The following is a 16,437-nucleotide window of genomic DNA, read 5'->3' as shown; positions in this document are numbered from 1 at the left end:
CTGCCGCGCTTAGGCCGCTCGCGCTCAGGCCGCCCTCAGGCAGCCTTGACGCCGACCGACCAGTAGTAGGTCGGCGCGGACCCGTTGATCAGGTTGTCGCCCAGGGCGCGCGCCTTGTAGATGACCGGATTGTGCGAGGCCAGCGTGCGCGCGTTGCGCCAGTGCCGGTCGAGGCGCCGGTCCTCGTCCAGTGCCGAGGCGCCGCCGATGTCGAACAGCCGGGTGGCCGCCGACAGTACCAGCTCGGTGACGCCGACCTGGGCCCTGGCCACGCGCAGTTCGAGTTCGTCGAGGCGTTCGCCCGGCACCGGCACGCCTTGCTCGCGCAGGCGGTCGATGTCGCCCAGGCCGCGCGCCAGGTCGGCGGTTGCCGCCGCGCTGAGGTAGGCGGCCGCGCCGATCTGGCCGACCACCTGCTGCACCAGCGGGTCCTGCGCCGCGGTGGCGGCGCTGCCGTGGCTGTAGACGCGCGTGCGGGCCCGCACGAAGGCGGCCGCGTCGCGCTCGATGGCGCGGGCGATGCCTGCCAGCGTGGCCAGGTGGCAGAGCTGGAAGTAGGCGGTCATCGAGGTCGGCGCCTGGCGCGGAATCGCCAGTACCTGCTCGTCCGCGACGGGCACGCCGCGCAGGCGCGTGGTGCCGGAGCCGGTCAGGCGCTGGCCGAAGCCACGCCAGTCGTCGACCCGCTCCACGCCCGGTGCGTCGGCCGGAACCACGGCGTAGACCGGATCGCTGTCACCGGGCCGGCTGGCCACCACCACGATCCAGTCGGCATACAGGGTGCCCGTGCTGTAGAACTTCTCGCCATCCAGGCGCCAGCCGGCGCCGTCGCGCGTCAGCGCGGTGCGGTGGCGGCCCAGCGCGCCCTCGCCACGCTCGGTGGTGGCATTGCCGAAGATCGCGCCCTGTCCGGCCAGGCGCAGCCAGCGTTCGCGCTGCGCAGCCGGCACCTCGGCATACAGGCGCTCGATGAAGCCGAAGTGGGCGCGCAGGATCTGCGGCAGGTTGGAATCGGCCTCGCCCAGTTCGACCAGCAGCGCGAACAGTTGCTCGACCGAGGCGCCCAGGCCGCCCAGGGCCGGCGCCACGCGCAAGGCGCCGAAGCCGGCCTCGCGCAGCCAGGCGACGGCGTCATGGGCCAGCTCGCGTTCCTGCTCGCGCTGCGCGGCCCGCGCCGCGATGCGGGCGAAGATCGGACGGAAGCGTTCGGCCAGCGCCTCGCTGGCGGGAGGGTGTGCGGTCATCGTGCTCACGCTCCCGTCAGGCGGCATGCTGCAGGGCGACCTGGCGGCTGGCGGGGAACAGCGGCGCGGCGCGGTCGGCGGCCAGGCGGATGCGTGCCGCCAGCGCCGCGCTGCTGACCTGGTAGCTCTCGAAGTCGGCCGGCCCCGCGAAGACGCCGATCGGCAGCGTCAGCGCCTGCAGGAAGCCGAACAGGGGGCGCAACTGGTGCTCCAGCACCAGGGCATGGCGGTCGCTGCCGCCGGTGGCGGCGAGCAGCACCGGCTTGTCCACCAGCGCCTCCTGGCCGACCAGGTCGAACAGGTGCTTGAAGTGCCCCGGATAGGAGCCCCGGTAGACCGGTGCCGCCACCAGCAGCAGGTCGGCGCTTTCGATCGCGCGCAGCTCGCGCTCGACGCTCTCCGGCAGTTCCTGGCGCGACAGCGCGCCGCCGAGCGGACGGGCGATCTCGCCCAGGTTGACGATATGGCTGCGCAGCAGCAGGCGGCCCTGCAGTTCGGCGATCAGTGCCTGCAGCAGAGCGAGCGTGCGCGACGGTTGTTGGGCGCTGCCGTTGACGGCAACCACGTTGAGCTGGACGGCCATGGGGAGATTCTCCGGTCGGATCAGGATGAGGGCATTTCCCGGAGGGTGCGCGGCGCCTCGCTGGCGGGTGCGGCCCGGGAACAGCGGCAGCAGCGACGGCATCAGTCACAGCAAGAGCAACGGCCGGCCGCTGGCGATGACAAAACGATAGCGCAGGGCCGGCGCGCACCGAAGGACGCATTTCGACTATGCATAGACGCGGCCGGCGCATATCGCCATGCGGCAGCCGGGCCGCCTGCCGCTCGACGTCACAGCCGGAAACGTTGCCGGCCGCGGTCGCGGGCTAAGCTTGGATGCCAGTCCGGGCCGCCTTCGTCCGCCGCCTGCGGCAGCCGTGTTCTTTGACCGCTTTCCTCAGCCACCGCCCGGAGATCCTCGCCCATGCGCGTCCCTTTCCCCGTCCCTCTCCCCTTCCCCGTCCCTCTCTGCTGTGCCGCCGCGTTGCTGCCGCAGCTGCTGCTGTGGCTGCTGGGGTTCTCCGCCGGCGCGGCGGCGCAGGGCGCCGTGGCCACCAAATGTCGCGACGGCGCCCGCATCCTGTATCAGTTCGGGCCATGCCCGCCCGGCCATGTCGAGATCACGACCGCCCCGGGCGGCACGCTGTCGGTGCTCGGCAAGAGCCCGGCGCAGCGGGCCCAGGAGGAGGCCTTCCTGGCGGAGCGCGAGCGCCAGCAGCGGCAGGAACAGGCATGGCTGGCGCAGCAAAGCCGCAACCTGGAGCTGGCGGAGCAAAGGCGCCACGAAGCCTGCCAGCGCCTCGCGCGGCGCCTGCGTGATCACGATGCGGCCGCGCAGCGCACCAGGAATGCGGAGCGTCGCGAGGCCCTGCAGCGCGGACGGCGCGCCTTGCAGGAAGCACAGCGCCGGCAGGATTGCCGCCCGTGACGGGCCCGCAGTCCTCCATCCTGAAGCCGCGCGAGAGCCGGCCCAGGCAGGCCATCGGCGAACTGGCCGTGGCGATGCCGGGCGTGGAGATCCTGGTCGTGGAGATGCCGGGCGAACAGGCGCTGCGCTGGCGCGGCCCGCTGGCGGCAGCCGACGCCGCGCCCGGTCTCGATCCGGAGGGCAATGCCGCCGTGGCCGACACCTTGCTGCCGGCGTTCCTTCACAGCCGCGCCTACACCATCTTAGGCGGGGCGGCCGAGGTCCGGCTGGACATCATCGCCAGGACCGCGCTCAGCCGTGCCAGCCGCCGGCCAGCAGCGCCTTGGCCACCATGCCCAGCGCCACCAGGCCGGCGATCACGGCAAAGCCCTGCTGCAGGCGCGGGCCGCTGATGCGCTTGGAGACCAGGCGCCCGCCCAGCATGCCGGCGATGGCGCCGCCGGCGAAGGGAATGGCAACCGGCCAGTTCATGCGGCCGGCAATGGCGGTGGACACCACGCCCGAGGTCGACACCAGGGTGATGACCGCCAGCGAGGTGGCCACGATGGCGTGCATCGGTGCATTGGTGGCGCGCCGCAGCGCCGGCACGATGACGAAGCCGCCGCCGACGCCGAGCAGGCCGGACAGGAAGCCCGCGCCCACGCCCGAGGCGGCCAGCGCGCGCGTGCAGGCGGCGGTCCAGACGAAGCGGCCGCTCTGCGTGTCGAGCTGGCAGGGCTGGGGCGGGCCGCTGAAGGCCGGCTGCGGCGCCCCCTGCCCGGCCGGCGCGGTGGCCTGGCGGTACATGCGTACCGAGACATAGGCCAGCACGGCGGCAAAGATCAGGGTCAGCGGGCCGCTCGGCAGCTTGTGCGCCAGCCACAGGCCCAGCGGTGAGAAGACCACGCCGGCGGCCGCCATCAGCGCCGCCGCACGGTAGCGCACGATGCCGGCGCGCAGCCCGATGGCGGCGCCCACCGCCGCCGACACGCCGACCGCGAGCAAGGCGATCGGGCCTGCCTCGGCCACGCCCAGGTGCAGCACGAACAGCAGCAGGGGCACGGCCAGGATGGCACCGCCGGCGCCAGTCAATGCCAGGATCAGGCCGACCACGCCGCCCAGGATCGCACTACTTCCCATGGTTCTCTCACTTCCTTTTGTCTTATTTCCTGGTCCGGTCGGCTGTCTGTGATGGCGCCGATCCTGCCAGTGCATGTCGTCTTGGCTGCGCCGCGGCGCAGCCTCGCGCCGGCGCGGCTCAGCCCGCCAGGCGCAGTGCCACGGCCAGGGCCAGCGCGAGCGCGAGCGCGCAGGCCCAGCCCGAAAACAGCCAGCGCCACAACCAGAAGCGCGGCAGGAAGCCGACGCCGCGCACGAAGCCCGCGCTCATGGCCCAGAACATCAGCGCCGCGATGCCGTGGTCGGCCTGGCCGGCCGCGTTGGACATCGCCTGCGGATAGACGGTGGCACCCACCATCAGCAGCAGCGCCGCGCCCAGGCAGGCCAGATGCAGCCGCGCCTGCCCGGCGGGGCTTTGCTCGCCATCGTGATGCTCGCGGCCGTCACTGTTCACCGCTCGTCCTCGCTCCGCATGCGGGCGTCGCTGGCTTCGCCCCACATCGCGTTGAGCACGGCCAGCAGCACGGCGAAGCCGACGCCCAGAACCCAGCTGAAGTACCACATCGTCGTTTCCTCCTGTCTGTGGGAGAGGCTGCGGGAGATGCCGGCCCGGCTCAGTAGGCCGAATGCTCGTTGGCGCGGATATGCTCGGCGGTGACCTTGCCGCGCATCACGCGGTAGGCCCAGCCGGTGTAGCTGACCACGATGGGCACGAAGATCAGCGCCACCCAGAACATCAGGCCCAGCGTGAAGTGGCTGGACACGCAGTCCCAGATCGTCAGGCTGGCCTGCGGCAGGCTGGAGGACGGCATCACGAAGGGGAACATGGCCGCTCCGGCGGTGCCGATGATGCCCGCCAGCGACAGCGCCGAGGCGACGAAGGCCAGCAGCGTGCGCCCTGCCCCGGACAGCGCGGCCCCGGCCAGTGCGCCGGCCACGCCCAGCGCGGGCAGCAGCCACAGCGCCGGCACCTTGCCGTAGTTGGCCCACCAGGCCCCGGCGCTGCGCGCCACGGTCTTGGCCATCGGGTTGGACGGCGCGGCCGGATCGATGGCCGAGGTGATGGCGTAGCCGTCGATGCCGCCCCAGCGCAGCCAGGCGCCGGCGGCCAGGAAGGCCAGCACCGCCACCAGCGCGGCCCAGGCGGCGGCGCGCCGGGCGCGGCGCTGCACCTCGCCCTCGGTGCGGTGCGCCAGGTAGATGCCGCCGTGCATGGTGATCATGGCGCTGGACAGTACCCCGCACAGCAGCGCGAAGGGGTTGAGCAGCTGCCAGAAGGTGCCGGTGTAGGTGGAGACCATGAAGGCATCGAACTGGAAGGGCACGCCCTGCAGCAGGTTGCCGAAGGCCACGCCGAAGATCAGCGGGGGCACCGCGCCGCCCACGAACAGGCCCCAGTCCCAGGCGCTGCGCCAGGTGGGATGGTGGATCTTGCTGCGGTAGTCGAAGCCCACCGGGCGGAAGAACAGCGCCCACAGCACTGCCAGCATGGCCCAGTAGAAGCCGCTGAAGGCGGTGGCGTAGACCAGCGGCCAGGCGGCGAAGATGGCGCCGCCGCCGGTGATGAACCAGACCTGGTTGCCGTCCCAGTGCGGGCCCACGGTGTTGATGATGACGCGGCGCTCGTCGTCGCTGCGGCCGACGAAGGGCAGCAGCGTGCCCACGCCCATGTCGTGGCCGTCCATGATGGCGAAGCCGATCAACAGCACGCCCACCAGCAGCCACCAGATGATTTTCAGGGTTGGATAGTCAAGCATGGCGGTCTCCTCAGGCGTGGCTCGGCTCGAACTGGTAGCGGCCGGTGCCCAGGCTGCCCGGGCCCTGGCGGGCGAACTTCACCATCAGGTAGACCTCGACGACCAGCAGCAGCGTGTAGAAGCCGAGGAAGCCGGCCAGCGAGCCGTACAGGCTCTGCACGCTCAGCGTGGACACGCTCAGGTGGGTGGGCAGCACGCCGTAGATGGTCCACGGCTGGCGCCCGTACTCGGCCACGATCCAGCCCAGCTCGATGGCGATCCAGGGCGCGGGCAGCATGCACAGCGCCCAGCGCAGCAGCCAGCGCGGCGCCAGCCGCTGCGGGCGCAGCGTGGTCCAGAAGGCCAGGCCGAACAGCGCCAGCATCAGGAAGCCCAGGCCCACCATGATGCGGAAGCCCCAGAACATCGGCCACACGCGCGGCACGGTGTCGTTGACCGCCTGCTCGATCATGGCCGGGGTGGCCTGGCGCACGTCGGTGGTGTATTTCCGCAGCAGCAGGCCGAAGCCCAGGTCCTGCTGGTGGCTTGCCAGGGTCTGGCGCGCGCTGGCGTCGTCCGGGTTGGCGCGCAGCGCCTCCAGCGCCAGCACGGCCGGGATGCCGTTGCGGATGCGCTCGCGGTTGCGCACCTTGATGTCATGGATGCCCGGGATCTCCTTGGTCACCGAGCGCGTGCCGATCAGGCCCATCACCCAGGGGATCTCGATGGCCCAGTCGTTCTTCTGCGCGGCCTCGTTGATGCCGGCCACCAGGTTGAAGCTGGCCGGCGCCGGCTCGGTCTCCCACATGGCCTCGATGGCGGCCATCTTGGTCTGCTGGGCCTCGCCCACGGTGTAGCCGGACTCGTCGCCGAGCACGATCACCGAGCACACGCTGGCCAGGCCGAAGGCTGCCGCCACGCGGAAGCTGCGCCGGGCGAACTCGAGGTCGCGCCCGCGCAGCAGGTACCAGCTGGAGACCGACAGCACGAACATGGCGCCGGTGACGTAGCCGGCCGAGACCGTGTGCACGAACTTGGCCTGGGCCACGGGGTTGAACACCACGGCCCAGAAGTCGGTCATCTCCATGCGCATGGTCTGCCAGTTGAAGGCGGCGCCGACCGGATTCTGCATCCAGCCGTTGGCGATCAGGATCCACAGGGCGGAGAGGTTGGTGCCGACCGCCATCAGGGTGGTGACCAGCAGGTGCTGGGTGCGCGAGAGGCGGTCCCAGCCGAAGAAGAACAGGCCGATGAAGGTGGATTCGAGGAAGAAGGCCATCAGGCCCTCGATGGCCAGCGGAGCGCCGAAGATGTCGCCGACGTAGTGGGAGTAATAGGCCCAGTTGGTGCCGAACTGGAATTCGAGCGTGATGCCGGTGGTGACGCCGAGCGCGAAGTTGATGCCGAACAGCTTGCCCCAGAAGCGCGTCATGTCCTTCCAGATGACCTTGCCGGTCATCACATAGACGCTCTCCATGATGACCAGCAGCCAGACCATGCCCAGCGTGAGCGGCACGAACAGGAAGTGGTACATGGCGGTGGCGGCGAACTGCAACCGGGACAGGTCGACCAGGTGCTCCGAGATCACGGCTGTGCTCCTTGTGCTGTTGGGGGCGGACCCAGGCGGTCGGCGGCGCGCCGGGCATCCACGGCAACCCGCTGGTCGGCCACGAAACACCACCAGAGCAAGGCCAGCACGGCAATCTTCACCGCGACGGCGAGCAGCAGGTGGCGCAACAGTCGTCGATCGTTGGGGGTCATGCCATGGAGCTGATCAAGAAGCGTGCCAGTGGCGACGTTCTCGAAAAGTCATATCGATTCAGTAGCTTAGTCGGCACAAGGCCACTTTGCCAGTCGGCGCGGCCCTGGCAATCTGGCAGAAGATGGCAGTCTGGCAGTGTACTGGCAGTCGCCTGACAGTGATCCGACCGTGATGCGTCAAGGATCCGGCCATGATCCGGCGGAGGCGCGACCACGTGGCCTGCGCCCTGCCGCTCAGGCCAGGCCGAGGGACTTGAGGCGCCGGTAGAGCGTGCGCTCCGACAGGCCGAGGGCGGCCGCCAGTTCGCGCCGCGTGCCGCGGAAGGCCGCCACCTGGCGCCGCAGTTCGGCCTCGTCCAGCACCGGAGCGATCGCCGCCGCCACCGCGGCTGTCAGCGCCGCCCTGCCCGCCGGTTCGGGCGGCGGTGCCAGGCCCAGTCCCGGCGGCAGCGCCTCCACCCCGATCACGCTGCCTTCGGCAAACAGCCTGGCGCGCTCCAGCACATTGCGCAGCTCGCGGATATTGCCGGGCCAGCGGTGTGCCTGCAGGCGCGCCATGGCGGCCGCGTCCACGCTCAGGCGGCGCCCGCCCGCGCCGCCGCGCTGCAGGAAGGAGTCCACCAGCAGCGGGATATCGTCCAGCCGTTCGCGCAGCGGCGGCAGGTGGACCGGGAAAGCGCTGATGCGGTAGTAGAGATCCTGGCGGAACTCTCCCTCGGCCACCATCTTCTCGAGCGGCTTGTGAGTGGCCGCCACCAGGCGGAAGTCGGCCTGCTGGGTGTCGACGCTGCCGACCCGGCGGAAGGTGCCCGATTCGATCAGGCGCAGCAGCTTGACCTGCATCGACAGCGGCACGTCGCCGATCTCGTCGAGGAACAGCGTACCGCCCTGGGCGGTCTCGACCAGCCCCTTCTTGCGTGCCACCGCGCCGGTGAAAGCACCCTTCTCATAGCCGAACAGCTCGCTTTCGAACAGCGTCTCTGTCAAGCCCGAGCAATCGACCACCACCAAGGGGCCGCCGGCGCGCCCGCTGGCTTCGTGCACGGCGTGGGCGAACAGCTCCTTGCCGGTGCCCGATTCGCCCAGCAGCAGCACCGGCAGCATCGACGGTGCCACGCGCTGCACCGCGCCCAGCGCGGTGTTGAAGGCCGGCGCCCGCCCGACCAGGCCGTCCGCGCTGGCCTGGGCCGAGGCATTGCGCACGGTGGCCAGGCGCTCGACGAACGCCACCACTTCGCGCCGGGCGTTCAGGATGGGCCGCAGTTCGACATCGACATGCTCGGGGCCGCGCGGCGTGTGGTGGATATGCAGGACCCGGTTCGGCCCCATGGTCTCGCGCGCCTTGCGCATCGGACAGTGCTCGCCGGCCTGGTCGCAAGGCATGTCGTAGTGATGCGAGATGCGGTAGCACTTATGGCCGATATAGGGCCGGTCGACCGCGCCGAACTGGCGTCGGTAGGCCGTGTTGGCGGCCAGGATGTTGTACTCGGTGTCGAGCACGATCATCGGCTGCGGATCGTGCTCGAGATAGGAGATCAGCGCCTCGACGGGCGCTTGCGCGTCGTCGGCAGGGGCGGCGACGACGCTCGGGAGATCGGCCATGGGGGGCTAGCCTGGGGCGAAGGACAAGGCATTCTAGCAGGCGCTGCCACCACTGCCAAACTGGCAGTGGTGGCAGTTCGCGGGGCCTGCCACGTGCCGTCGAGCCGTACCGGCCAGATGCGCGCATCGGCCCGGCTGCGCTCCAGGATCCTTCATGAATTCAATGACTTGGCTTTTCCCGTGGAGCCTTCCGGTGGGATGGCATGGATCTTGAGAATCCAGGCCAGACCGTGCCCGCGGCGCCATCGACACGCCCGGGCGCCGCTTCGCACACATGGCGGCGCGTGAACCCCGCCGCCCTACCAGGAGATACCGATGCCAACCCGCTCCCGCATGCAGGTCGAGGGCTTTTTCGACCCCGATACCTGGACCATCAGCTACCTCGTGCTGGACCCGGCCACGCGCGCGTGCGCGCTGGTCGACAGCGTGCTGGACTACGATCCCAAGTCCGGCCGCACCCGCACCGCCAGCGCCGACCGCCTGGTCCAGCGCGTACGGGAACTGGAGGCCGGTGTGCAGTGGATCCTGGAGACCCACGTGCATGCCGACCATCTCTCGGCGGCACCCTACCTGCGTGAGCGGCTTGGCGGCCGTATCGCCATCGGCAGCCACATCACCACCGTGCAGCAGGTATTCGGCCGCGTCTTCCATGCCGAGCCCGCTTTCCGCCGCGATGGCAGCCAGTTCGACCACCTGTTCGAAGACGGCGAGCCGTTCCGCATCGGCAGCCTGGAAGCGCGCGCCATGCACACGCCCGGCCATACGCCGGCCTGCATGACCTACGTGGTCGGCGATGGCAGCGAAAGCGCCGCCTTCGTCGGCGACACCCTCTTCATGCCCGACTACGGCACCGCGCGCTGCGACTTTCCCGGCGGCGACGCACGCACCCTGTACCGCTCCATCAACAAGGTGCTGAGCCTGCCGGCCGAGACCCGGCTCTATATGTGCCACGACTACCAGCCTGGCGGCCGCGAAGTGCGCTACCTCAGCACGGTGGCGGAGCAGCGCGAACACAACGTCCACGTGCGCAACGGCATCAGCGAGGACGAGTTCGTCGCCATGCGCCAGGCGCGCGACGCCACCCTCGGCATGCCGATGCTGATCCTGCCCTCGGTGCAGGTGAATATGCGCGCCGGCCAGTTGCCGCCCGCCGAGGCGGACGGCGTGCACTACCTGAAGATCCCGCTCAACGTCCTGTAAACGTCCTGTAGCCGACGCCGCCAGCCGGGCCGGGGCCGCCCTCCGGCCTGCCAGGCCCGCTCTTCCCTCGGCCTGCCCGCCCCACCCTCCGGGTCCCGGCCGCCCCCACTGGAGACTCCCATGAAGATCCGCCCCCTCTCGGACGCGCTGTCCGTATCCGACCAGATCACGCCCGCCGACGTTGCAGCGATCGCCGCGCAGGGCTTTCGCGCCATCGTCTGCAACCGACCTGACGGCGAGGCGCCCGACCAGCCCGGCGTCAAGGAGATCGAGCGCGCTGCCGCGGCCGCCGGGCTCGCGCTGTCCTACCTGCCGGCCACGCCCGGCCGGATCGACGACGAACAAGGCCGCGCCTTCGGCACGCTGCTGGCCGGACTGCCCGCACCGGTGCTGGCTTACTGCCGCAGCGGCACCCGCTCGGCCACCCTGTGGGCGCTATCGCAGGCCGGACGGCTGCCACCGCGTGAGATCCTGGCGCGCACGGCCGCCGCCGGCTGCGACCTGCAGGGCCTGGCGCCCCGCCTGGGCGATTGCGCCGGCGCGGCGCCGGTGCGCGTGGACGAAGCCAGCCACGAGGTCGTCATCATCGGCGGCGGCGCCGCCGGCACGGCCGTGGCGGCCAGCCTGCTGGCGCGCAGCCCCGGACTGGACGTCGCCATCATCGACCCGGCCGACGTGCACTACTACCAGCCGGGCTGGACCCTGGTCGGCGGCGGTGTGTTCGAGGCAAGGGTCACCGCGCGCGCGATGGGCTCGGTACTGCCGCGCGGCGTGCGCTGGATCCAGGCGGCCGTGGCGGCCTTCGAGCCGGAGCGCAATGCCGTGGTGCTGGATGGCTGCCGCGTGGTGCGGTATCGGCAGCTGGTGGTCTGCCCGGGGCTGAAACTGGACTGGTCCGGCATCAAGGGCCTGCCCGAGACACTAGGCCGCAACGGCGTCACCTCGAACTACCGCTATGACCTGGCGCCCTACACCTGGCGCCTGGTGCAGCAGCTATCCGGCGCCGGCGGCGGGCGCGCCGTCTTCACCCAGCCGCCGATGCCGATCAAGTGCGCCGGCGCTCCGCAGAAGGCGATGTACCTGTCGGCCGACCAGTGGCGGCGCGACGGCGTGCTTGGCCGCGTCGATATCCAGTTCTGTAACGCCGGTGCGGTGCTGTTCGGTGTGCCCGACTACGTGCCCGCGCTGATGGAGTATGTCGGGCGCTACGGCATCCATCTCAACTTCGGCCAGACCCTGGTGAGCGTGGACGGCGCCGCGCGCCAGGCTACCTTCCGCCGTGCGCTGGCGGATGGCGGCAGCGAACTGGTGACGCGCGAATTCGACATGCTGCACGTGGTGCCGCCGCAGAAGGCACCGGACTTCATCCGCGCCAGCCAGCTGGCCGACGCCGCCGGCTGGGTCGAGGTCGATCCGGCCACGCTGCGCCATCCGCGCTACGAGAACATCTTCGCCCTGGGCGATGCGGGCAACACCAGCAATGCCAAGACGGCTGCGGCCGCGCGCAAGCAGGCGCCGGTGGTGGCGCACAACGTGCTGGCGCTGCGCGGCCAGGCGCAGGGCGAGGCGCGCTACGACGGCTACGGTTCCTGCCCGCTGACGGTGGAGCGCGGCAAGGTGGTGCTGGCCGAGTTCCTGTACGGCGGCAAGGTCGCCCCCAGCCTGCCGCGCTGGCTGCTCGACGGGACCCGCCCCACCCGCGCCGCCTGGCTGCTCAAGGAGCGCATCCTGCCGCCGCTCTACTGGGACGGCATGCTCAAGGGCCGTGAATGGCTGGCGCAGCCGGCCGTCGGCGCCTGAGCGGTATCCGGGGTCTCGGCGGGCCCCGGCGGCCCTTGTCCTGGCGCGGGCGAGGCGGCAGAATACGTCCCCAAAACCAACCAGCAGAATCGTCCGCCCCGCCGCGAGGCAGGGCGGCAGGACAGGGAGAAGGGATGGGAAACCGGGGCCGGGCCGCCATCAGCGCGGCCGCCGAAGCCGTTGCGGCTGCACGCTCCGGCCAGGGCGCGCCACGCGCAGCGGCAGCCGCGCCGCAGGCGCCGGCATGTCGCCGGCATAGCGGCGCCCCCGTGCCATCGCCCTGAGGCCTGTCATCTCGCATCCACCCTGTCGGATGCGCTTCCCTTCCCCACAGTCGCTCCCCGCAGCCGTGCCGCACGTTCGCTCCTTTCCCGCACTCCGATCGATGCCAAGTCCGTTCCGCCCCACCTCGCTGGCCACGCTGCTGGCATTGCCCACCCTGGCGGCGCTGGCCGTGCCTGCCGTCGCGCAGGCCGCCGGCCCCGACCTGGCCGCCGTGCGCGCCAGGGTTTCCGCCAGTGTTTACGCCGTGCGCGCACTCGGGGCGAACGAGGTGCCGCTCGCCGCGGGCTCGGCCGTGGTGATCGGGCCCGGGCAGCTTGTCACGGCCTGCCAGGTGCTGGCCGGCGCGCGCGCGATCTCGGTGCGGCGCGATAACGTCAGCTACGGTGCCACCCTGGAGGCGCCGGACATCGAGCGTGACCTCTGCCTGCTGCGCGTGGCCAACTTCCAGGCCCCCGCCGCCAGCGTCAGCACCAGCGCCGCGCCGGCTTTCGGCCAGCGTGTGCTGGCCGTGGCCAGCGCGGATGCCAGCGGCGTGACGGCGGTCGAGGGCACCGTCTCCGGCCTGCAGGCCGGCCCGGATGGCAAGCTGGTGCGCATCGAATCGACCGCGGCGCTGCCGAATGCCATCGGCGGCGGCCTGTTCGACGACAGCGGCAAGCTGATCGGCGTGATGGCCGGACAGGGGCAAGGCGCGCAAGGTGGCCAAGCCGGCCAAGGAGGACAGGCACCGCTCCGGGCCGTACCGGCCGCCTGGATCGGCATGGTGGGCGAACGCGGCGCCGCCGCGCTGGCCCAGTACCGCGCCGGGGCGCCGGCGGTCCGTCCGGCGCCCTCCGCGCCCGCGGCCCAGGCAACTCCGGCAGCGCCCGCCGCCGACGGCATGCCGCGCGTGGGCGAGCAGTGGCGCTACGAGCTGGTCGACAAGATGACCAAGGCCCGGCGCGAGGTCTCCTACCGCGTGGACCGCATCGAAGGCGAGCGGGTGGTCTTCAACCAGGGTGCGCGCGTCGAGAGCGGCGACGGACGCGTGGTGCGCATCACCGCGGCCACCGGCGGCGATTTCGACGAGGCCTCGCCGCCGGGCGGATGGGTGCCGGAGGACGTGCGCGCTGGCCTGCGCTGGAAGCTCAGCTACCGGCAGCCCGTCACCGGCCTGCAGACCGACCTGACCGGCGAGGCCGGCGGAGAATCGACCCTCACCGTGCCGGCCGGCACCTTCCGTGTGCTGCGTCTCAGCTTCAAGGGCTACGTGTCCCGTCCCTTCTATGGCTTCACCGGTGGCGGCGCGGCCAGTTCGGTGCCTTACAGCGCGGTGGCCTGGTATGCGCCGGAACTGAAGCGCGTGGTGCGCTTCGATGCCCAGTACTCTTCGCGCTGGTCCCACCTGGACGAGAGCCTGGTACTGGTCGAACACCGGGTTGACTGACGGCCGACCGCCCGGCATGCGCGGCCGGACATCGCACTGCCCCGCCCCGTACCCCTCCTGGACCGCGCACGTCGCCTCTCAGCGGCCAACGTGGCGGCGTTCCCACGGCGGCTGCGTGCCAAAGCGGGCCTCCAGGAAGTCGATGAAGGCGCGTACGCGCGGCGGCATCAGCCGGCGCTGCGGCATCACGGCGTAGATGCCGGTCTCGGGCAGGGGGAATTCCGGCAGCACCGGCTCCAGTTGGCCGCTTTCCAGCTCGCGCCAGACATGCCAGACGGAATGCAGGGCGATGCCCAGGCCGGCCACCGCGGCGTCGGCCAGCAACTCGCCGGTATTGGCTTCGATGCGCCCGTCGACCGGCACCGCGATCTCGGCGCCGCCGTCCCCCTGGAAGCGCCACACGTCCTGCCGGCCCTGGTGGCCGGTCAGGAGCAGGCAGTCGTGCTTCGCCAGGTCCTGCGGCACGCGCGGCCGGCCGCGCCGGCGCAGGTAGTCGGGCGAGGCGCACAGCAGGCGGCGGTTGGGCGCGAGCTTGCGCGCCACCAGGCTCGAGTCCTCCAGCGCACCGATGCGCACCGCCAGGTCGAAGCCGCTGCTGACCAGGTCCATCACATGGTCGCTCAGGTTGACGTGGATGCGCAGCGCGGGATGGGCGGCGAGGAATTCCGGCAGCAGCGGCGAGATGTACAGGCGCCCGAACGAAGCCGAGGTGGTGACGCGCAGCGTGCCGCTGACGCCGGTGCCGGCCCCGCGCAGCGAACTGCCGAGGGCCTCCAGGTCGTCGACCAGGGCCCGACCCTGCTCGGCCAGCAGGCTGCCCTCCGGGGTTGGATGCAGGCGCCGCGTGGTGCGGTGCAGCAGCCTCACGCCGAGGTCGGCCTCCAGGCGCTTGAGCCGCTGGCTGGCCACCGCCGCCGAAAGGTCGAGGCTGCGCGCGGCGGCGCTGATCGAGCCCAGGTCCAGGACGCGCAGGAACAAGCCGATATCGCCGATCCGGTCCATGATTATCAATATTTTCTTGAAAGTGATTATCGATCATGCCGGTTTCCGCGTCGGATGACCAGGGGCAAACTGCGAACTCCATTCGCTTACCGCTCCGATCATGTCTTCCGCCTCTCCCCGCGCCCTGGGCTCCGGTGCCCCCGCCGGCCGGTTGCCCATCGCGCTGTATGCGCTGACCGCCGGCTCCTTCGGCATCGGCTGCGCCGAATTCGTCATCATGGGCTTGCTGTTGCAGGTGTCGGCCGATCTCCAGGTCTCCATCGCCGCCGCCGGCATGCTGGTCTCCGGCTATGCCCTGGGCGTGTTCGCCGGCGCACCGGTGCTGACCCTGCTGACCCGGCGCATGCCGCGCAAGGCCGTGCTGCTCTCGCTGATGGTGATCTACACGATCGGCAATGCCGCCTGCGCCCTGGCGCCCGACTACACCACGCTGATGGTGGCGCGCGTGCTGACCTCGCTCACCCATGGCACCTTCTTCGGCGTCGGCGCGGTGGTGGCCACCAGCCTGGTGCCGGAAGCACGCAAGGCCTCGGCGATCTCGATCATGTTTTCCGGCCTGACCCTGGCCACGCTGCTGGGCATGCCGGCCGGTGCCTGGCTGGGCCTGCATTTCGGCTGGCGTGCCACCTTCTGGGCCATGAGCGTGATCGGACTGGTCTCGCTGCTGGTGATCGCCCTGCTGGTGGCGCGCAGCCGCGATGCCGCGCCCGCGGTGCCGCTGCGCGAGGAACTGCGCACCATGGCGCGCCCGCAGGTGTTGCTGGGCCTGGCCATGACGGTGCTGCAATCCATGGGCATCTTCGCCGTCATCACCTATGTGCAGCCGCTGCTGACGCGTGTGACCGGCTATGGCGAAGGCGCCGTCTCGCCGATCCTGCTGCTGTTCGGCGCCGGCATGATCGTCGGCAATATGCTCGGCGGCCGCTTTGCCGACCGCAGCCCGGTGCGTGCGGTGCTGGTGAGCCTGGGCGCGCTGGCCGTGGTGCTGGGGCTGATGACCCTGGCCGTGCCCAGCCGTATCGGCATGGTGGCCTTCGTCGGGCTGCTCGGCGTGGCGGCCTTCGCCACGGTGTCACCACTGCAGTTGCGCGTGCTGCACCATGCGCGCGGTCCGGGGCAGAACCTGGCCTCCAGCTTCAATATCGCCGCCTTCAACCTCGGCAACGGCCTGGGCGCCTGGCTCGGCGGGCAGGTCATCGACCACGGCCCCGGGCTGGCCTCCCTGCCCTGGGTGGCCGCGCTGCTGCCGCTGGCTGCGCTGGCCGTGGCGCTCTACAGCGTCCGGCTCGAAAGCCATGCGGCGCGTACGGCGCCCGGCGCGGTGGCCAATTCCTGCTGAGGTCCGGCGTCGACCGCCTCAGCCATCCTGCCGCCCTTCGTAGGCGGCAAGTTTCTGCATGGCGCGCGCGGCGCTGGCCAGCGTGGCGCGTTCCGCGGGGTCCAGCGTCTGCTCCAGCGTGGCGGCGAGCCAGCGGCCGCGCGCCGCCATGTCCTCGGCCAGCACCGCGCGGCCGTGTGGCGTGACGGCGAGCCGCGTTTCGCGCCGGTCCGCCTCGCTGCGCGTGCGCGTGATCCAGCCCGACTGCTCCAGCTCGGCGAGGATGCGCGTCAGCGACTGCGGCCGCAGCCGCTCCCGCTCGGCCAGCCGCACCGCGCTCATCGGTCCCTCGCGATTGAGGGTGCTGAGAGCACCCAGTGCCGACAGTGCCGGGCCGCCTTGCGGGCGTTCCGCGCGCAGGCGGCGCCCCAGTGCCAGCACGGCGCGCATGATGGATTCCACCGGATCGTTCTGCATTCCCGAAATATACTACGCAT

At 71.2% G+C, this 16,437-nt stretch carries 16 protein-coding genes; 5 read left to right on the top strand and 11 right to left on the bottom strand.

Features of this window, described 5'->3' with window-relative positions; translation table 11 throughout:
• Positions 1 to 35: 35 nt before the first annotated feature.
• Both BKK81_RS29135 and msuE read right to left on the bottom strand, forming a co-directional pair.
• Positions 36 to 1,244, bottom strand: a complete 1,209-nt coding sequence (locus tag BKK81_RS29135) for an acyl-CoA dehydrogenase family protein (protein ID WP_071020157.1) — start codon at positions 1,242 to 1,244, stop codon at positions 36 to 38.
• Between the two features lie 16 nt (positions 1,245 to 1,260).
• Entirely contained in the window at positions 1,261 to 1,827 is a 567-nt protein-coding gene (msuE, locus tag BKK81_RS29130) for an FMN reductase (protein WP_071020155.1), read from the bottom strand.
• A 381-nt stretch (positions 1,828 to 2,208) separates the two neighbouring features.
• Between msuE and BKK81_RS29125 the strand changes: the two genes are divergently transcribed.
• On the top strand, positions 2,209 to 2,712 hold the full coding sequence (locus BKK81_RS29125; protein WP_156811479.1) for a hypothetical protein: 504 nt from the start codon (positions 2,209 to 2,211) through the stop codon (positions 2,710 to 2,712).
• A 291-nt stretch (positions 2,713 to 3,003) separates the two neighbouring features.
• Here the strand turns inward: BKK81_RS29125 and BKK81_RS29120 are convergent, their stop codons facing one another.
• The 7 genes from BKK81_RS29120 to BKK81_RS29095 form a co-directional block, all read right to left on the bottom strand.
• The gene (locus BKK81_RS29120) at positions 3,004 to 3,831 is read right to left on the bottom strand and encodes a sulfite exporter TauE/SafE family protein (RefSeq protein WP_071020149.1); all 828 of its coding nucleotides are present in this window, start codon (positions 3,829 to 3,831) and stop codon (positions 3,004 to 3,006) included.
• A gap of 118 nt (positions 3,832 to 3,949) precedes the next feature.
• The gene (locus BKK81_RS29115) at positions 3,950 to 4,264 is read right to left on the bottom strand and encodes a cyd operon YbgE family protein (protein WP_231908128.1); all 315 of its coding nucleotides are present in this window, start codon (positions 4,262 to 4,264) and stop codon (positions 3,950 to 3,952) included.
• Positions 4,261 to 4,374 carry a cytochrome bd-I oxidase subunit CydX gene (gene cydX / locus BKK81_RS29110; protein WP_071020146.1) on the bottom strand — a complete coding sequence of 38 codons (114 nt, stop codon included), beginning with the start codon at positions 4,372 to 4,374 and terminating at the stop codon, positions 4,261 to 4,263. Before cydX ends, BKK81_RS29115 begins: the two co-directional genes overlap by 4 nt.
• Positions 4,375 to 4,424: 50 nt before the next feature.
• Complete coding sequence (cydB, locus tag BKK81_RS29105; protein ID WP_071012623.1) at positions 4,425 to 5,567, bottom strand: cytochrome d ubiquinol oxidase subunit II; 1,143 nt, start codon at positions 5,565 to 5,567, stop codon at positions 4,425 to 4,427.
• Between the two features lie 10 nt (positions 5,568 to 5,577).
• Positions 5,578 to 7,134, bottom strand: a complete 1,557-nt coding sequence (locus BKK81_RS29100; RefSeq protein WP_071020144.1) for a cytochrome ubiquinol oxidase subunit I — start codon at positions 7,132 to 7,134, stop codon at positions 5,578 to 5,580.
• On the bottom strand, positions 7,131 to 7,307 hold the full coding sequence (gene cydP, locus BKK81_RS36175; protein ID WP_167366696.1) for a cytochrome oxidase putative small subunit CydP: 177 nt from the start codon (positions 7,305 to 7,307) through the stop codon (positions 7,131 to 7,133). The genes BKK81_RS29100 and cydP overlap by 4 nt, the downstream gene beginning before the upstream one ends.
• Positions 7,308 to 7,541: 234 nt before the next feature.
• Positions 7,542 to 8,909: a sigma-54 interaction domain-containing protein gene (locus BKK81_RS29095; protein ID WP_071020141.1), complete on the bottom strand. Its 1,368-nt coding sequence runs from the start codon at positions 8,907 to 8,909 to the stop codon at positions 7,542 to 7,544.
• Between the two features lie 315 nt (positions 8,910 to 9,224).
• Between BKK81_RS29095 and BKK81_RS29090 the strand changes: the two genes are divergently transcribed.
• The 3 genes from BKK81_RS29090 (at position 9,225) to BKK81_RS29080 (ending at position 13,620) form a co-directional block, all read left to right on the top strand.
• Positions 9,225 to 10,109: an MBL fold metallo-hydrolase gene (locus BKK81_RS29090; protein ID WP_071020138.1), complete on the top strand. Its 885-nt coding sequence runs from the start codon at positions 9,225 to 9,227 to the stop codon at positions 10,107 to 10,109.
• 120 nt (positions 10,110 to 10,229) lie between these two features.
• The gene (locus BKK81_RS29085; RefSeq protein WP_071020136.1) at positions 10,230 to 11,909 is read left to right on the top strand and encodes a bifunctional protein tyrosine phosphatase family protein/NAD(P)/FAD-dependent oxidoreductase; all 1,680 of its coding nucleotides are present in this window, start codon (positions 10,230 to 10,232) and stop codon (positions 11,907 to 11,909) included.
• A gap of 385 nt (positions 11,910 to 12,294) precedes the next feature.
• Entirely contained in the window at positions 12,295 to 13,620 is a 1,326-nt protein-coding gene (locus tag BKK81_RS29080; RefSeq protein WP_071020133.1) for a S1 family peptidase, read from the top strand.
• A gap of 78 nt (positions 13,621 to 13,698) precedes the next feature.
• On the opposite strand, the gene BKK81_RS29075 is transcribed toward BKK81_RS29080, so the two are convergent.
• On the bottom strand, positions 13,699 to 14,622 hold the full coding sequence (locus BKK81_RS29075) for a LysR family transcriptional regulator (RefSeq protein ID WP_071020131.1): 924 nt from the start codon (positions 14,620 to 14,622) through the stop codon (positions 13,699 to 13,701).
• A gap of 100 nt (positions 14,623 to 14,722) precedes the next feature.
• Here BKK81_RS29075 and BKK81_RS29070 point away from each other — a divergent pair, with 100 nt between their 5' ends.
• Positions 14,723 to 15,961, top strand: coding sequence for an MFS transporter (locus tag BKK81_RS29070; protein ID WP_083384522.1), 1,239 nt, complete (start codon positions 14,723 to 14,725; stop codon positions 15,959 to 15,961).
• A gap of 18 nt (positions 15,962 to 15,979) precedes the next feature.
• On the opposite strand, the gene BKK81_RS29065 is transcribed toward BKK81_RS29070, so the two are convergent.
• A complete protein-coding gene (locus BKK81_RS29065) occupies positions 15,980 to 16,417 on the bottom strand; it encodes a MarR family winged helix-turn-helix transcriptional regulator (RefSeq protein ID WP_071020125.1) in 438 nt (145 codons plus the stop codon).
• Positions 16,418 to 16,437 lie beyond the last annotated feature (20 nt).

This window comes from Cupriavidus sp. USMAHM13, assembly GCF_001854285.1.
Taxonomy (GTDB): Bacteria; Pseudomonadota; Gammaproteobacteria; order Burkholderiales; family Burkholderiaceae; genus Cupriavidus; species Cupriavidus malaysiensis.
Note: the sequence above shows the minus strand (reverse complement) of the source record. Positions and strands in the feature narration are given on the sequence as shown.

Excerpts from the sequence above, each read along its gene's own strand:
- BKK81_RS29120 (WP_071020149.1), bottom strand. The coding sequence starts at position 3,831 with ATGGGAAGTAGTGCGATCCTGGGCGGCGTGGTCGGCCTGATCCTGGCA.
- BKK81_RS29070 (WP_083384522.1), top strand. The coding sequence starts at position 14,723 with ATGTCTTCCGCCTCTCCCCGCGCCCTGGGCTCCGGTGCCCCCGCCGGC.
- BKK81_RS29080 (WP_071020133.1), top strand. The coding sequence starts at position 12,295 with ATGCCAAGTCCGTTCCGCCCCACCTCGCTGGCCACGCTGCTGGCATTG.
- cydP (WP_167366696.1), bottom strand. The coding sequence starts at position 7,307 with ATGACCCCCAACGATCGACGACTGTTGCGCCACCTGCTGCTCGCCGTC.
- BKK81_RS29090 (WP_071020138.1), top strand. The coding sequence starts at position 9,225 with ATGCCAACCCGCTCCCGCATGCAGGTCGAGGGCTTTTTCGACCCCGAT.
- BKK81_RS29065 (WP_071020125.1), bottom strand. The coding sequence starts at position 16,417 with ATGCAGAACGATCCGGTGGAATCCATCATGCGCGCCGTGCTGGCACTG.
- cydB (WP_071012623.1), bottom strand. The coding sequence starts at position 5,567 with ATGCTTGACTATCCAACCCTGAAAATCATCTGGTGGCTGCTGGTGGGC.
- BKK81_RS29125 (WP_156811479.1), top strand. The coding sequence starts at position 2,209 with ATGCGCGTCCCTTTCCCCGTCCCTCTCCCCTTCCCCGTCCCTCTCTGC.
- msuE (WP_071020155.1), bottom strand. The coding sequence starts at position 1,827 with ATGGCCGTCCAGCTCAACGTGGTTGCCGTCAACGGCAGCGCCCAACAA.
- BKK81_RS29095 (WP_071020141.1), bottom strand. The coding sequence starts at position 8,909 with ATGGCCGATCTCCCGAGCGTCGTCGCCGCCCCTGCCGACGACGCGCAA.
- BKK81_RS29135 (WP_071020157.1), bottom strand. The coding sequence starts at position 1,244 with ATGACCGCACACCCTCCCGCCAGCGAGGCGCTGGCCGAACGCTTCCGT.
- cydX (WP_071020146.1), bottom strand. The coding sequence starts at position 4,374 with ATGTGGTACTTCAGCTGGGTTCTGGGCGTCGGCTTCGCCGTGCTGCTG.
- BKK81_RS29085 (WP_071020136.1), top strand. The coding sequence starts at position 10,230 with ATGAAGATCCGCCCCCTCTCGGACGCGCTGTCCGTATCCGACCAGATC.
- BKK81_RS29075 (WP_071020131.1), bottom strand. The coding sequence starts at position 14,622 with ATGGACCGGATCGGCGATATCGGCTTGTTCCTGCGCGTCCTGGACCTG.